Annotated in this window: 15 protein-coding genes and 1 tRNA gene; 5 read left to right on the top strand and 11 right to left on the bottom strand. The window is 67.2% G+C overall.

Annotation, left to right across the window (positions count from 1 at the left end; genetic code table 11):
• Positions 1-88: 88 nt before the first annotated feature.
• Positions 89-1,009 (bottom strand): arginase, encoded by a 921-nt coding sequence (gene rocF / locus AC3IPM_RS01365; RefSeq protein ID WP_489302138.1) that lies wholly within the window; start codon positions 1,007-1,009, stop codon positions 89-91.
• 188 nt (positions 1,010-1,197) lie between these two features.
• Between rocF and AC3IPM_RS01360 the strand changes: the two genes are divergently transcribed.
• Both AC3IPM_RS01360 and AC3IPM_RS01355 read left to right on the top strand, forming a co-directional pair.
• Positions 1,198-1,605, top strand: a complete 408-nt coding sequence (locus tag AC3IPM_RS01360; protein WP_489302137.1) for a hypothetical protein — start codon at positions 1,198-1,200, stop codon at positions 1,603-1,605.
• 2 nt (positions 1,606-1,607) lie between these two features.
• Positions 1,608-2,813, top strand: a complete 1,206-nt coding sequence (locus tag AC3IPM_RS01355) for an XVIPCD domain-containing protein (protein WP_489302136.1) — start codon at positions 1,608-1,610, stop codon at positions 2,811-2,813.
• Positions 2,814-2,824: 11 nt separating this feature from the next.
• Here the strand turns inward: AC3IPM_RS01355 and AC3IPM_RS01350 are convergent.
• From AC3IPM_RS01350 to birA, 4 genes are all read right to left on the bottom strand, one after another.
• Positions 2,825-2,900: transfer RNA gene (locus AC3IPM_RS01350), tRNA-Thr, on the bottom strand.
• 42 nt (positions 2,901-2,942) lie between these two features.
• A complete protein-coding gene (locus tag AC3IPM_RS01345) occupies positions 2,943-3,755 on the bottom strand; it encodes an SPOR domain-containing protein (RefSeq protein WP_489302135.1) in 813 nt (270 codons plus the stop codon).
• Positions 3,756-3,791: 36 nt separating this feature from the next.
• On the bottom strand, positions 3,792-4,523 hold the full coding sequence (locus AC3IPM_RS01340; protein ID WP_489302134.1) for a type III pantothenate kinase: 732 nt from the start codon (positions 4,521-4,523) through the stop codon (positions 3,792-3,794).
• Positions 4,520-5,485 (bottom strand): bifunctional biotin--[acetyl-CoA-carboxylase] ligase/biotin operon repressor BirA, encoded by a 966-nt coding sequence (gene birA, locus AC3IPM_RS01335; RefSeq protein WP_489303990.1) that lies wholly within the window; start codon positions 5,483-5,485, stop codon positions 4,520-4,522. The genes AC3IPM_RS01340 and birA overlap by 4 nt, the downstream gene beginning before the upstream one ends.
• Before the next feature lie 129 nt (positions 5,486-5,614).
• On the opposite strand from birA, the gene AC3IPM_RS01330 reads away from it, so the two are divergent.
• Both AC3IPM_RS01330 and AC3IPM_RS01325 read left to right on the top strand, forming a co-directional pair.
• Positions 5,615-5,887 (top strand): hypothetical protein, encoded by a 273-nt coding sequence (locus AC3IPM_RS01330; protein ID WP_489302133.1) that lies wholly within the window; start codon positions 5,615-5,617, stop codon positions 5,885-5,887.
• Positions 5,854-6,660: a M90 family metallopeptidase gene (locus AC3IPM_RS01325; protein WP_489302132.1), complete on the top strand. Its 807-nt coding sequence runs from the start codon at positions 5,854-5,856 to the stop codon at positions 6,658-6,660. Before AC3IPM_RS01330 ends, AC3IPM_RS01325 begins: the two co-directional genes overlap by 34 nt.
• A 42-nt stretch (positions 6,661-6,702) precedes the next feature.
• Here AC3IPM_RS01325 and AC3IPM_RS01320 read toward each other — a convergent pair whose 3' ends face one another.
• From AC3IPM_RS01320 to AC3IPM_RS01300, 5 genes are all read right to left on the bottom strand, one after another.
• Positions 6,703-8,130: a sensor histidine kinase gene (locus AC3IPM_RS01320; protein WP_489302131.1), complete on the bottom strand. Its 1,428-nt coding sequence runs from the start codon at positions 8,128-8,130 to the stop codon at positions 6,703-6,705.
• A gap of 22 nt (positions 8,131-8,152) precedes the next feature.
• Entirely contained in the window at positions 8,153-8,836 is a 684-nt protein-coding gene (locus AC3IPM_RS01315) for a response regulator transcription factor (protein WP_228884579.1), read from the bottom strand.
• Between the two features lie 74 nt (positions 8,837-8,910).
• Positions 8,911-9,282, bottom strand: a complete 372-nt coding sequence (locus tag AC3IPM_RS01310; protein ID WP_489302130.1) for a hypothetical protein — start codon at positions 9,280-9,282, stop codon at positions 8,911-8,913.
• Between the two features lie 212 nt (positions 9,283-9,494).
• A complete protein-coding gene (gene dusA / locus AC3IPM_RS01305) occupies positions 9,495-10,526 on the bottom strand; it encodes a tRNA dihydrouridine(20/20a) synthase DusA (protein ID WP_489302129.1) in 1,032 nt (343 codons plus the stop codon).
• A gap of 81 nt (positions 10,527-10,607) precedes the next feature.
• Positions 10,608-12,071, bottom strand: coding sequence for a SulP family inorganic anion transporter (locus tag AC3IPM_RS01300; protein ID WP_489302128.1), 1,464 nt, complete (start codon positions 12,069-12,071; stop codon positions 10,608-10,610).
• 196 nt (positions 12,072-12,267) lie between these two features.
• On the opposite strand from AC3IPM_RS01300, the gene AC3IPM_RS01295 reads away from it, so the two are divergent.
• Positions 12,268-13,224 (top strand): cation diffusion facilitator family transporter, encoded by a 957-nt coding sequence (locus tag AC3IPM_RS01295; RefSeq protein WP_489302127.1) that lies wholly within the window; start codon positions 12,268-12,270, stop codon positions 13,222-13,224.
• Positions 13,225-13,239: 15 nt separating this feature from the next.
• Here the strand turns inward: AC3IPM_RS01295 and AC3IPM_RS01290 are convergent, their stop codons facing one another.
• The gene (locus AC3IPM_RS01290) at positions 13,240-14,073 is read right to left on the bottom strand and encodes a cupin domain-containing protein (protein ID WP_489302126.1); all 834 of its coding nucleotides are present in this window, start codon (positions 14,071-14,073) and stop codon (positions 13,240-13,242) included.
• Positions 14,074-14,075 lie beyond the last annotated feature (2 nt).

Below are 14,075 nucleotides of genomic sequence, written 5' to 3'. Positions count from 1 at the left end.
GTGCAATCTGGCGGCAGCGGCGTGCAGTCGATGTGAACGCGTGCCGCCACGGTTCAGCCAAAGGCCCCCAGGCCGCGCCAGACGGGCCTCAGTCGCGCATCAGGGTGGATTTGCCGAACAGGCTTTCCACCAGGTCCACCGCCAGCACCGCAGTGCTGTTGCGGTTGTCCAGCAGCGGGTTCAGCTCCACGATGTCCAGCGAGCCCATGCGCCCGGTGTCGGCGATCATTTCCATCACCAGCTGCGCCTCGCGGTAGTTCACCCCGCCTGGCACCGTGGTGCCCACGCCCGGGGCGATGCTGGGGTCGAGGAAGTCCACGTCGAAACTCACGTGCAGGTGGGTGTTGTCATCGATGCCCTGCAGCGCCGCTTCCATGGTGCGCTTCATGCCCGCCTCGTCGATGTAGCGCATGTCATACACATCCACCTGGTGCTGCTTGATCAGGCGCTTCTCTTCCTGGTCCACCGAACGGATGCCGATCTGGTGCACCTGCTGCGGACGGATCGCCGGCGCGTCACCGCCCAGCCGGGTCAACGCATCCGGGCCCAGCCCGCACAGGCACGCCACCGGCATGCCATGCACGTTGCCCGACGGCGTCACCTCGCTGGTGTTGAAATCCGAATGCGCATCCAGCCACAGCACGCGCAGGGTCTTGCCCTGTTCGCGGCACCAGCGCGCCACCGCCGTGATCGAGCCGATGCCCAGGCAGTGATCGCCACCGAGCATGATCGGCATGCGCCCGGCCTGCAGCTCGGCATACGTGGCGTCCATCAGCGCGCGGTTCCAGGCCACCACTTCATCCAGATGGCGATAGCCCTGCACCGGTGCGGTCCACGGATTGCGCGGACCATCCAGGTTGCCCAGGTCGCGCACGTCCACCCCACGCCCTTCCAGCGCCTCGGCCAGGCCGGCGATACGCAGCGCATCCGGTCCCAGCCCCGCGCCACGGTGGCCGGCCCCGATATCGGTGGGAACGCCAATCAGGGAAACCGGGGAATACGTGGCCATGGGAGGACTCCTGCAGGAACGAAAAAGAGTCACAGTCTATCCAGCCCGGAACGCGGCTACTCGCGGCGGTGCAGCAGGCGGGGCGCCCCGTCACAGACCTGCGGCCCTGCAATCTCCATAATCGAACACTCCGCCGCCGCCATCTGCACAGACAGGTCGGCGGCAACCGCTGCCAGGATGCGACGGCCATGACCACCCGCTTGATTCACGTGCTGCTTGCCGGCACGTTGACCCTCCTCTCGACGACAGGATGTTCCGCCATGGATGACCAGGGAAAGTCGCAGTCACAGACATTCCAACATCAGCAGACCCGCAAGGACGCCACCGCCCAGCTCGATTCCTGGATACCTGCCGGCACGCCCATGCACGACGCCGTTGCGACGTTGGAGGGAAGAGGATTCACGTGCGAGGCTGGTGGAGTACCGGCACATGCATCGATGCAGGGCATGGTGTGCAGTCTGTCGTACGCCGAACCAGGTGGCACCCAGGTGGTACGTCTCGCTCCCGTGGTCTGGACCGTCCTGCTGACCGAAGGTGCGCGCGGGGGTGTTGAGAAGCTGTATGCGACCCGCTTCCCCGCTGACATCGGGGACTGAGCATGGGCGAGCCCGAGGCAAGGATTCTCATCGGTGCCAGCCCAGTAGGTGCGGATCGGCGGCACACGTATCTGCTGTTTGAATCGTCGAATGGGGAGCAGACCGTCATCCGCGGCGGCCCTTCGCGCAACCCGGATGGTGATGCGCTGGCCGCGTTGGCAGACAGCACGCTGCTGGGGTCGGACAGGTACGGGTCCATCCGTGTGGACGCGATGCCCTACAAGGAATCGGTCAGTGCCTATGTAAAGCTGCACCCGGACGGTGAGCGCGAGTACGTACCGGTGGAAATGTCCGACGGCAAAGATCCGGAGTTCGTCCGAACGGGCAAAGGGCTGCTCATCGCACCGATCACGGCGGTGGATTGGCCCCTGCCCGGCGAGCACCACGAACGACGTGTGCTCTGGACTGGCAGCGATGCCGAGCTGCAAGCCAAACTCGGCGCCGCGCGGCAGGCCGGGCAGCAGATCACCAACGCCGGCATGGAGTACTCGCCGCTTTCCAACAACTGCAACAACGTGTCCACCGCGCTGCTCAATGCTGTCGGCGTCAAGCCCGAACTGCCTACCCGCGACGACGGTACCCGCGTATCGGCACCGGCCTTTGGCGAACCGCTCTACCAGGATATCGGCGTGGGCTCCTGGCGCAGTGGCTACCGCTTTGATGGCAAAACGTGGAAAGACGACGATGGCCAGACCTTGCAGCCACCGATGAAGGGCGAAGCCACCGAGCGACTGGACAAGGCCGCCCCCTCCCGCTCAGGGTCGTTCAACAGCGCGCAGCACGAAGCGCCGGCACGTGACCGCAGCAGCATGCTGGATCCCGGCAACGCCGACCATGGTCTCTACCTTCAGGCGTATGCGGGTGTGGTGCGCCTGGACGAACGGATCGGGCGCACACCGGACCTGCAGTCGCAGCAGTTGGCCGCTGCTTTGACGGCGCAGAGCAAGGCCGACGGACTGGGCTCGATCCAGCAGGTGCTGCTCAATGACAACGGCACAAGGGCGTTCGCAGTGGACAATGCCGACGCTGCGGTGCCGTGGGCGCGACGTTCGGCCGTGGAGGTGCTGGCTGCGGTACAGCAGCCGCTGGAAGTAAGTGATGCGCGATTGGAGCAGACCCGCCTGGAGCAGGCGACCCTGCACTCGAATCAGCAGCAGAACACCGCCGCGATGGACGCCCAGGCGCCAGCGGCGCCGCGTTTGGTGTAGTACTGGAAAGATGGTGCCGCTTATCCGAATCGAACGGATGACCTACTGTTTACAAGACAGTTGCTCTACCAACTGAGCTAAAGCGGCATGGGTGGAACGGCCCTACGTCACGCGTGGGGCGTTGCGATTCTAGCGCAAGCGCGCACAGTCCAGCGAGCGCTGCTGGGCCGCGCCACTGCGCTGGCGCGCGGTGGCGGGGTCGCTGCCCTCGGCCAGGGTCGCATCCAGCCACCATTGCGCGCTGCCATCGCCACCACTGGCCACCAGCCGCGCGTTGAACCCGGCCGCACCCAGCGCGGCCATGCGCCGCTCGGCGCCTTCCCGGTTGCGGTACTGGCCCAGCGCGATCGCGTTGACTTCCTCGCCTTGGGCAATGATGTAGTAGTCGCTCAGCCCGGCGGCCACGATCCGCTTGACCGTGGCCTGGGCCTCTTCGCGGCTGGCCGCTGCTGGCAGTATCACGCGGTAGCGGGTGGCCCCGGCATCGGCCACTTCACGCAGGCGCACGCCGCGCAGCGCGGCACCGGCCTTGCCCTGCGCGGCCTGGGCGGCGGCGCGGTCGGTGAACGGCCCCAGGCTGACGCACTGCGCCGGAGCGGCGGCCACGGGCGTAACCGGTGGCGCCTTGGGCGGTACGACCGCCGCAGGCGTCGGGGCCGCGGCGATCGCCGGTGTGGGTGTCGGCGCAGCGGCAGCAGGCGGCGGCACCGGCTTGGGCGCAGTCGCTTCCGGGGTCGGGGTGACGTCGTTCAGGGCAGTGGCATCGCCGCTCGCGGCAGCGGCCGGTGACGACGCCGGTGCCGTGTTCGGCAGCAGCTGCAGTTGGGCCACACCGGTCGGTGCAGCCGCCGGGGCCGCGACGGGTTCCCCACGCAGCAGCCACCACAGCGCGACGCCGACATTGAGGATGACCAGGACAACGATCAGGGCACGGGTAAGCATGCAGGGATTCTAGGCGGAAGCGCGCGCGTTGCGGGGCTAGTCGGCCGGATTGTGCACGGCCCAACGGGCCAGGCCGTCGAGCACCAGCGCCGGATGGAACTGTGCATCGTCCAGCAGCGGCAGCAGCGCCGGGGCGCCACCACCATGCACCAGCAGGGCCGCCGGTGTACCCAGCACCTGCGCAGCCTGCGCCCGGCTGCGCTCGATCAACGCCACGGCCGCACCGTCGCACCCGGACGCCAAGGCGTCGGCGGTTTCGTTGGCGAACTCCTGGTACGTCCCACCCGTGGCCGGCAGCTGTACCGCGCGCGCATGCAATGCCTCGCGCATGGTGGTCGGCGAGGCCGCGATGCGCCCGCCGTGGTGCTGGCCGTCGGCGTCGAGCAGGTCGATGGTCAGCGCGGTGCCGACACCGGCCACCACCACGGCCTGGCGACGCTCGACCACGGCCAGCAAGGCCAGGAAGCGATCGACGCCAAACTTGTCCGGGTCCGCATAGGCGATACGCACGCCAGCGCAGCTCGCCCGCGTACGCGCTACCCGCACCTGCTTGAAGCGCGCCTGCAGCACTTCCAGCATGGTGTGGGTCAGTGACGCGGCGGCAACGCTGGCCACGTAGGCGACCTCGCCGCTGGGCAGTGCATCGCGCGCACCGGCCGGCATGGTCTCGGCACCGTGCGGCCAGGCCTGCACATCACCGGCATGCGCGCCCTGCAGCGGTGCGAACTTGAAACGGGAATTGCCCAGGTCGAACAACCAGTCGCTCATTGCGCCCTCACGCTGACTTCGCCGGCATGCACGTGCTGCTCCACGCCATCGATGCGCACCCGCAGCGCGCCATCTTCGGCCAGGCCCAGCGCAATGCCTTCGCGCCACTGCCCGCCCTGCTCCACGCGCACGGTCTTGCCGCGCAACAGGTCCAATTCTGCATAACGTGGCAGGAACGGCGCCAGGCCTTCGGCATCGAAGGTTTCCAACGCCGGCAGCAGCCGCGCCAGCACTGCGGCCACCACCGTGTTGCGGTCCACCGCGGTACCGGCCAGCGTATCCAGATCCACCCACGGCTGGGTGATCCCGGCAGCGAATGCAGCCGGCATGTGGACGTTGATGCCGATACCGATCACCGCCCGCGCCGGGCCGGCGTACTCGCCACCACCTTCGGCGAGCAGGCCGACCAGCTTGCGCCCGTCCACCATCAGGTCGTTGGGCCACTTCAAACGCGCCTGCACATAGCCCAGGTCGTGCAGCGCCTCGGCCACCGCGATGCCGGCCACCAGGCTCAACCCGCTCAGGCGCACCAGCCCACCGGAGAACAGCCGCAGTACCGACAGGTACACATGCGCGGCCAGCGGTGAAGCCCAGGTACGGCCACGACGCCCCTTGCCGCCGGTCTGACGCTCGGCGAGCAGGACGCGAACACCCCGCTCAGGCGCGCTGCACCGCAGCAATTCGGCGTTGGTGGAGTCCACTGTCCAGGCCACCTGCAGGTCATGCAGGAGGGCGGCGGTGGCCGGGGGCAGGCCTGCGCGGATCGCCTCGGGTGTCAGCAGGTCCAGAGGCCGGGTCAGCCCATAGCCCTCGCCAGCGCGTCCCTCGACCTCGATACCGGCCGCCCTAAGTCCTTGAATCCGCTTCCAAATCGCGGCGCGCGTCTGGCCCAGTTCTCGGGCCAGCGCGTCGCCGGACAGGCGCCCGGCGCCCAGTTTGGCCAGCAGTTGGCGGTCGTCCACGGCAGCTTCCATCAGGTGATCGGCAAAATTATGCGGGAAAGCCACGGCCGATGCCCGCAGGGGGGCTTCCAATGCGGGCGCTGAATCGGGCTAGAATCGAGAATTGACCCGCCTTTCCGGATATTGACGATGCGCCCCATCGCCCATTGCCTGATCCTGCTGATGGCCCCGTTGGCCGCGCACGCTTCCGATGCGCTGACCAGCACGGGCCGGGGCGGCTGCGTCTACTCGCCGGCCGAAGCCGAGCGTACCAGCACCAGCACCACCCCGGCGGCGACCACCCCGGCCAGCACCAAGCCCAGCGCCAGCGGCACCAGCACTGGCGGCGGTGGCGATGACGACGTGTTGCCGCGCCTGCGCGCGCCGAAGTGGCACAGCTTCCTGCCGGGCATGTTCCGCTGATCGAACGTATGTGGGGGTGGCTGCGGCGCACGCCGCGCACGATCGATCCAGACCTGTGGCAGCGCACCTGCCAACGCGGCCCTTGGCTGCAGGCATTGGACCCGGCCCGGCGCGACCGGCTGCAACAGCTCAGCGCGCGTTTCCTGCACGAGAAGTCGATCAGCCCGGTGGCGGGCCTGACCCTGGATGAAGGCGATGGCGTGCTGCTGGCGGCGTTGTGCTGCCTGCCGCTGCTGGAACTGGGCGAGGTCGGGCTGCGCGGTTGGTCGCAGCTGATCGTTTATCCGGACGCGTTCCGCGTGCAGCGCAGCCACGTCGATGCCGCAGGCGTGCTGCACCAATGGGATGATGAGCTGATCGGCGAATCCTGGGACAGCGGCCCGCTGATCCTGTCCTGGGCCGACATCCAGGCCGACATCGCCGATCCGCACGCCGGCTACTGCGTGGCCGTGCACGAGATGGCACACAAGATCGATGCACTGGACGGTGCAATCGATGGCACGCCACCGTTGCCGCGCACCTGGCAACGGCAATGGGCCGCCGATTTCCAGCGCGCCTACGATGGTTTCTGCGAACAGATCGACCGCGGCCGCGAGACCGCCATCGATCCCTACGCCAGCGAAGCACCGGAAGAGTTCTTCGCGGTCACCAGCGAGTATCACTTCTCGGGGCCGGCGCTGCTGCAGAGGGAAATGCCGACGGTGGCCGATCATCTGCACCGCTTCTACGGCGCATCGCCGATGTTGCCCTCCCTCGCAACCGATCCGCGCTGAAACCCAACCACCAGGCATCGCGCGCGGCTGCGCGCCGCGTGCTTACGGTCCCGGCGGCAACTTCACTTCAAAGCGCGCGCCACCCAGTTCGGGGGAGGCCTTCACCTGCAGTTCGCCGCGGTAGTCCTTGATCAGGTCCTGCACGATCGACAGGCCGATGCCATGGCCCTGCACGCGCTCGTCGCCGCGCACGCCCCGCTGCAGCACCTTGGCGATATCCTCCGGCGCAATGCCGGGGCCATCGTCATCCACCGACAACAACAGCCCGGCACGGCGCGCACCCGGTGCCGGCAACGGCTTGGCCGTGAGCAGCACGCGGCGCTTGGCCCACTTGAAGGCGTTCTCAAGCAGGTTGCCGAGCAGTTCCTGCAGGTCGCCCGGCTCGCCATGGAAGCGCGCGGCGGGATCGATGTCGAACTCGCACAGCACGCCCTTGCCGGCGTACACCTTCTCCAGCCCGCGCACGATTTCTTCGGCGTTGGATTCAATCGGCAACGGTGCGGAGAACAGCTTGTGCCCGGACGAAGCCGCACGCGCCAGCTGGTAGGACACCAGGTTGTTCATGCGGCGCAGCTGCACATCGAATTCCTCGCGCAGGTCCTGGTCCTGCGCACCGCTGTCGAGCTGCGTGCGCAGCACCGCCAGTGGCGTTTTCAGGCTGTGCGCCAGGTCGGCCAGGGTATTGCGCTGGCGCTCGAGGTTTTCGCGCTCGCTCTCGATGAAGGCATTGATGCTGTCGGTCAGCGGTTCCAGCTCACGCGGATGGCGTTCGCTCATGCGCTCGGTCTCGCCGCGCTGGACCTTGGTCAGCTCGTTGATCACGCGCCGCATCGGGCGCAGGCTCCATTGCAGGATCACGGTCTGCAGCAGCAGCAGGATCAAGCCCGCGCCGCCCATCCAGAACCAAACCCGGCCACGGAACACGCGCAGCTGTGCTCCCAGTGCGCCGGAGTCTTCCATCACATAAATGGTGTACGGAAATTCGGTGGCCGGATCGGCATCGGCGTCCCATACCAGACCCATGCCGTAGCGGTACACCGCACCAGGGCTGCCATCGATCTGGATCATCGGCAGCGGGCCTTCGAATATTTCCTGGCGTGGTGCCAGCATGCCGCCGCCCACGGTAGGCAGCATCGGCCCTTCGGCCGACAGCGAATTGGCCTTGCTGCCGTCGGCCATCACCACCTGCATGTACAGGCCGCTACCGGGCCCATCAAAACGCGAATCCGGCGGCTGCTCGCGGATGTACAGCGAGCGGTCACGGGTGAAGTCGATGCCGTCCGCGTAGGCCCGGGCATAGCTCTTCAGGCGATCCTGCATGTTGGCGCGCGCGGTGTCGGCGAAGGCTGCATCCAGCGCGTAGCCGGCGATCGCCAGGAACGCCAGCAGGCTGACCGAGGCGGCCAGCAGCTGGCGAGCCTGCAGGGAGCGCGGCCGCCAGCGTTTAAAGAACCACAGACGGCCTGACATCATCCCATTGCCGGATCAGGGCTCAACCTTCGTTGCGCGGAATGGCGAAACGATAGCCGCGACCACGCACGGTTTCGATCGGCTTGAGTTCGCCGTCGGCATCGAGCTTCTTGCGCAGGCGACCGATGAACACTTCCAGCACGTTGGAGTCGCGGTCGAAATCCTGCTGATAGATGTGTTCGGTGAGGTCGGCCTTGGAGACCAGTTCACCGGCATGCATCATCAGGTATTCCAGCACCTTGTACTCGTAGCTGGTGAGGTCCACGTTGCTGCCGGCAACGCTCACCGTCTGCGCGGCAAGATCCAGTGCGACCGGGCCGCATTCCAGGGTCGGCTTGCTCCAGCCAGCGGCACGGCGCAGCAGCGCATTGACGCGGGCCAGCAGTTCTTCGACATGGAAGGGCTTGACCAGGTAATCGTCGGCGCCCTGCTTGAGCCCTTCGACCTTGTCCTGCCAGCTCGAGCGAGCGGTCAGGATCAGCACCGGGAATTTCTTGCCCTCGTCGCGCAGCGCCTTGATCAGTTCCATGCCCGACATCTTGGGCAGGCCCAGATCGATGATGCCAACGTCGAACGGCACTTCGCGGCCCATGTACAGACCTTCCTCACCGTCCTGCGCGGCATCGACGGCAAAGCCTTCGCGCTTGAGCCGGGCCGCCAGTGTTTCCCGCAGCGGGGCTTCGTCTTCGACCAGAAGGATACGCATGAACTCTCCCTAGTGTCCTGGGTGTGGCCGGGGGCCAGTGGGTAATACAGATGACTGCGGACAACTATCCCTGTTCAGGGGTTATCGCCGCGTAGTGATGACATATCCGAACGGGGCGCGCGGGGCTGTGAACGCGACGGCGCCGGGTCGTCCATGTAACGGACGCGACCGCGGTCATCCATGTACTTCACCCGGTTGATGTCGCGCCCGTCGAAGGGCACGCGCTCGGCACCGAGGATGTGGCCGCCGGTGGTGCGCTGGACCCGCCGCACCGCGTCGGACAGCGACCGCTCCGGCTGGGCACCACGGGCAGCCCGCGCCATGGCCTCGGCACGGGCCTGATCCTGCGGTGGCTCCTGCGCGCCCGCACTGCCGATGGAGGCAGCGGCGCCCGTCGCCAGGAGGGCGAGGACGACAAGACGGCAGTAGCGGGTCACGGAGAACATCGGTCTGATCCTAGCGGAGCGCGGCAAAACGTTCAAAAGTTGTGAATCGACAACCGCCAGCCTGGGCCGGCGCTTTACGAATCTTTTGCAAATTCTTGGTTTTACGCAGTGAATCCGGTCTGAACTTTTCCTGCCAGGCCGTCGCGCCGTTCATCTAAGTGAACATTGGCGGCTAAAGTGGGCCCCTTGTCAAGCCGACGGCGTGACGCGGTTCACGCAGCGACCCGCTCCGCCTGGGCACGGGTGACCGCCAGCGCCTGCTCGATCAATGTCCAATCGGCCCCGGCGCGGTGGGCGCCCTCGCTGAGTACCTGGCGGAACGCGCGGCCACCCGGCTGGCCGTGGAACAGGCCCAGCAGGTGCCGGGTGATGTGCTTGAGGGCCAGGCCACGGCCGAGCTGCGCCTCGATGTAGGGGCGCATCGCGCGCAGCAGGGCGTCACGCGGCTGCAGCGCCGCGCCGATCTGCGCGGCCTCGAGCTGATGCAGCACGTAGGGGTCGTGGTAGGCCGCGCGGCCCAGCATCACGCCGTCCAGTGCCGGCAGTTGCGCCTGCGCCGCCTCGACCGTGGCCAGCCCGCCGTTGAGCACGACCTGCAGCGCCGGGCGGTCGGCCTTGAGCCGGTGCGCCCAGTCGTACTTGAGCGGCGGAACCTCGCGGTTTTCCTTCGGCGACAGCCCCTTGAGCCAGGCATTGCGGGCGTGCACGATGAACATGGCACTGCCGGCATTGGTCGACTGATCGACGAAATTGCGGAAGGTTTCGTAGTCGTTGTCTTCATCCACGCCCAGCCGGCACTTCACCGTGATCGGGATATCCACCGCCGCGACCATGGCCGCCACGCAGTCGGCGACCAGCGCCGGTTCGCGCATCAGGCAGGCACCGAAGCGCCCGGCCTGGACCCGGTCGGACGGGCAGCCGCAGTTGAGGTTGACCTCGTCGTAGCCCCAGTCCTGGGCAATCCGCGCGGCCTGCGCGAGCAGGGCCGGATCGCTGCCGCCCAGCTGCAGGGCGAGCGGATGCTCGCTGCCATCGAAGCCGAGCAGGCGTTCGCGGTCGCCGTGGATCACCGCATTGGCGTGCACCATCTCGGTGTACAGCCGCGCGCCCGGTGCCAGCAACCGGTGGAAATACCGGCAATGGCGGTCCGTCCAGTCCATCATCGGGGCGACGGAAAGGCGCAGGGAGGCGGCGTAACGGGCGGCGGCGGACGTCATCGGGTGGTTGGTCGTGGAAACTGGCATTGCCAGTGAGATCAATAGTTTACACCGGGCGACTGAATGGCGCCGGGCACTGCCCCGCCCTGCCCAGCCTCGCAGGCACGCTCAATGGTCAGCGCTGCCGACACCCTTGCCTCCCACCTGCTCGATCAACGTCTGGCTGGCGCTGTTGAGTCCCACCACCTCCACCTGCGCACCGTGCGCGGCCAACCGCTCCTGCACGCGTTCGAGCGCCGCGACAGCGGTCAGGTCCCACAGATGCGCCTGCCGCAGATCGATCCGTACGTTCGACGCGACATGCTGGTAGTCGAACGCGGCGCCGAGCTGGCCGGCCGAGGCGAAGAACACCTGCCCGCAGATGCGGTAGATCTGCACGCCATCGGTGTCCTCACGCTGGACCTCCAGCATGCGGCCAACCTTGCGCGCGAAGAACACGGCCGACAGCAGCACGCCGCTAAGTACGCCCTTGGCCAGGTCGTGGGTCGCCACGGTGACCACTACGGTCAACAGCATCACCGCAGAGGAGCTGCGCGGATGCGTGCGCAGGTCGCGCAGCGAGCGCCAGCTGAAGGTGCCGATGCTGACCATGATCATCACTGCCACCAGAGCGGCCATCGGAATCTGCCGCACCAGCGCGCCGCCGTACACCACCAGTACCAGCAGCAGCACACCAGCCACCAGGCACGACAGACGACCACGGCCGCCGGAGGTCACGTTGATCACCGACTGGCCGATCATCGCGCAGCCGGCCATGCCACCCAGGAAGCCGGTCGCTGTATTGGCCAGGCCCTGGCCGATGCATTCGCGGTTGCGCTCGCTCGGCGTCTCGGTGATGTCCTCCACGATCTGCAGGGTCATCATCGATTCGAGCAGGCCCACCACCGCCAGCGTGGCCGACACGGGCAGCACGATGCGCAGCGTCTCCCAGGTCAACGGCACGTCCGGGATGAAGAAGTGCGGCAGGCTGTCAGGGAGTTGGCCCATGTCACCGACGCTGCGCACGTCGATCCCGAAGCCCACTACTACCGCCGTCAACACACCAATCGCCACCAGCGGCGACGGCACGGCACGGGTGATGCGCGGCAGCAGGTAGATGATCGCCAACGCCGCGGCACACACGACGTACACCGTGGTTCCTCGACCCAGCAGTTCCGGCATCTGCGCAAGGAAGATCAGGATCGCCAGCGCGTTGACGAAGCCGGTGATGACCGACCGCGAGACAAAGCGCATCAGTGCGCCGAGCTTGAAGGCACCTGCCAGCACCTGAAGCAGTCCGGCCAGGATGCTGGCGGCAAACAGATACTGCAGGCCGTGATCGCGGACCAGGTCAACCATCACCAACGCCATCGCGCCGGTCGCGGCGGAGATCATGCCCGGCCGACCGCCCGCGATCGCAGTGATGACGGCGATGGAGAATGCGGCGTACAGGCCGACCTTGGGGTCGACACCGGCGATCAGCGAAAAGGCGATGGCTTCGGGAATCAGCGCCAGGGCGACGACGGTGCCGGACAGCAGGTCACCACGGATGTTGCCGAACCATTGCTGGCGCAGCGGATAAGCGGTTTGCATGTAAAAACTCCGCGCGCACGCGGCCACAGCCACGGGGCGCTACAGTGGAAAGACGCGGGTTCCTGAGCCGGGCAGGCCGGCCGCCTACCGGGCAACCCCTTGCCAGCGGGCCTGTCGCATGCCCGGCCGATACGCGCGGTGCAGCGCGAACAAGGGAGAATACGCCATCGCCTGCCCCCCCACCTTGAGCTCCACCATGACGTTCCCCCGCCTCACCGGCTTCGACCCCACCACCGAACAAGGCGTCCTGCGCCTGTCCATCGCCGCCTCGCTGGCGATGGCCGCCGCGGCGGTGGTGTTCGGTTTCCTGGCCAACTCTTCGCTGATCATCTTCGACGGCATCTACGGCCTGATCGACGTGGTGATGACCTGGCTGTCGCTGCTGGTGGTGCGCCTGATCAGCCTGTCCACCAACGTGGATGCGCTGCAGTCGCGCTTGAACCAGCGCTTCACCATGGGCTTCTGGCACCTGGAGCCGATCGTGCTGGGGGTCAGCGGCACCTTGATGATCGGTGCGGCGCTGTACGCAGCGGTCAATGCGGTGGACGCGTTGATGTCCGGCGGGCGCCAGATCGCACTGGGGCCGGCGATCCTGTTCGCCGGGCTGACCATCGTGGCCGAGATCGGGCTGGCGCTCTTCATCCGTCGGGTCAACCGCAACATCGGATCGGAGTTCATCGCGCTGGACGGCAAGAACTGGGTGGTGTCGGCCAGCATGTCGGCCGCCTACCTGGTCGCCTTCGGCGGTGGCTATCTGCTGCGCGACAGCGCATGGGCCTGGCTGGTGCCCTACATCGATCCGGCGATCCTGCTGCTGGTGTGCCTGTTCGTGATGGTGGCGCCGCTGGGCACGGTACGCCAGGCGCTGTCGGACATTCTGCTGATCACCCCGGTGGACCTGCAGGCGCACGTGGATGAAGTAGCGCGCGCGATCGTGGCGCAGCACGGTTTCATCGAGCACCGCAGCTATGTGGCCAAGGTCGGGCGCGGCGAACAGATCGAACTGTTCTTCGTGGTGCCCGAGGACGACGCACCGCGACCGCTCGTGGAATGGGACCGGCTGCGCGATCAGATCGGCGAGGCGCTGGGGGAGGAGTCACCGGACCGCTGGTTGACGATCATGTTCACCACCGATCGGGAGTGGACGATCTGAGGGGGTCGCCCGCTATCAGCGCACCGCAGCCGTAGCCTGTTTCCACTGCCGCGGCGAATGCCCGGTCTGCGCCTTGAACGCGCGCGACAGCGCCGCCTCGCTGCCGTAACCCACCTCGATGGCGATACGCTTGAGCGGATGGCCACGGCGCAGTGCCTGCTGCACCAGTCGTGTGCGCCAGCCCTGCAGGTATTGGCCGGGGGTGCTGCCGATGGTGTCGCGGAAACTGTCGGCGAAGGCGCTGCGCGACATGCCGGCGCGTTGCGCCAGCAGCTCCAGTGTCCACTCCTCGGCCGGTGCCTCGTGCATGGCCACCAGCGCGTGGCGCAGGCGCGGATGTGCCATGCCCGCGAGCAGGCCGACGCGCAGTTGGCCACTTTCCATCAGCGCACGCAGGATCTGGATCAGTACCACCTCGAACAACCGATCCAACAGCGCCTGGCGACCGCAGCGCTGCGCGAAGGCTTCTTCGAACAGCAGCGACAGCACCGGCTGGCCACCGTACAGATCGTCCAGCGGCAGGCAGATCACCGGTGGCAATGCGGCGGCGACCGGGTTGTTGCCGGCGCCCTCGAACTGCAGGTGCGCACAGGCGAAATCAGCGCCGCGCTGCGCATCGGTGACGAAGCGATGCGCGAGCGGACGGGGGTAGAGCAGCACACTGGGGCGCGTGATCTGCAGCACGCTGCCATCGGCATGCTCGACACGGACCTCGCCGTCACGGATCAGGTGCAGTTGGCCGCGTTCACCGTCCGCGGCCAAGTCGTTGATGCCGCACAGGGCCCCGGCATGGAAGACTTCGGCGCTGACCGCGAAACGGCTGAGCAGGGACTGCAGTCGATCGACCATTT

The organism is Stenotrophomonas sp. GL_111, assembly GCF_057835245.1.
The sequence above is the reverse complement of the archived record's forward strand: the minus strand, read 5'-3'. Positions and strand labels throughout refer to the sequence as shown.

What these genes read in the sequence shown, in the direction of transcription:
- AC3IPM_RS01360 (WP_489302137.1), top strand. Translation starts at nt 1,198, where the DNA reads ATGACCACCCGCTTGATTCACGTGCTGCTTGCCGGCACGTTGACCCTC.
- AC3IPM_RS01300 (WP_489302128.1), bottom strand. Translation starts at nt 12,071, where the DNA reads ATGCAAACCGCTTATCCGCTGCGCCAGCAATGGTTCGGCAACATCCGT.
- AC3IPM_RS01290 (WP_489302126.1), bottom strand. Translation starts at nt 14,073, where the DNA reads ATGGTCGATCGACTGCAGTCCCTGCTCAGCCGTTTCGCGGTCAGCGCC.
- AC3IPM_RS01320 (WP_489302131.1), bottom strand. Translation starts at nt 8,130, where the DNA reads ATGTCAGGCCGTCTGTGGTTCTTTAAACGCTGGCGGCCGCGCTCCCTG.
- AC3IPM_RS01355 (WP_489302136.1), top strand. Translation starts at nt 1,608, where the DNA reads ATGGGCGAGCCCGAGGCAAGGATTCTCATCGGTGCCAGCCCAGTAGGT.
- dusA (WP_489302129.1), bottom strand. Translation starts at nt 10,526, where the DNA reads ATGCCAGTTTCCACGACCAACCACCCGATGACGTCCGCCGCCGCCCGT.
- AC3IPM_RS01340 (WP_489302134.1), bottom strand. Translation starts at nt 4,523, where the DNA reads ATGAGCGACTGGTTGTTCGACCTGGGCAATTCCCGTTTCAAGTTCGCA.
- AC3IPM_RS01310 (WP_489302130.1), bottom strand. Translation starts at nt 9,282, where the DNA reads ATGTTCTCCGTGACCCGCTACTGCCGTCTTGTCGTCCTCGCCCTCCTG.
- AC3IPM_RS01345 (WP_489302135.1), bottom strand. Translation starts at nt 3,755, where the DNA reads ATGCTTACCCGTGCCCTGATCGTTGTCCTGGTCATCCTCAATGTCGGC.
- rocF (WP_489302138.1), bottom strand. Translation starts at nt 1,009, where the DNA reads ATGGCCACGTATTCCCCGGTTTCCCTGATTGGCGTTCCCACCGATATC.
- AC3IPM_RS01315 (WP_228884579.1), bottom strand. Translation starts at nt 8,836, where the DNA reads ATGCGTATCCTTCTGGTCGAAGACGAAGCCCCGCTGCGGGAAACACTG.
- AC3IPM_RS01295 (WP_489302127.1), top strand. Translation starts at nt 12,268, where the DNA reads ATGACGTTCCCCCGCCTCACCGGCTTCGACCCCACCACCGAACAAGGC.
- AC3IPM_RS01330 (WP_489302133.1), top strand. Translation starts at nt 5,615, where the DNA reads ATGCGCCCCATCGCCCATTGCCTGATCCTGCTGATGGCCCCGTTGGCC.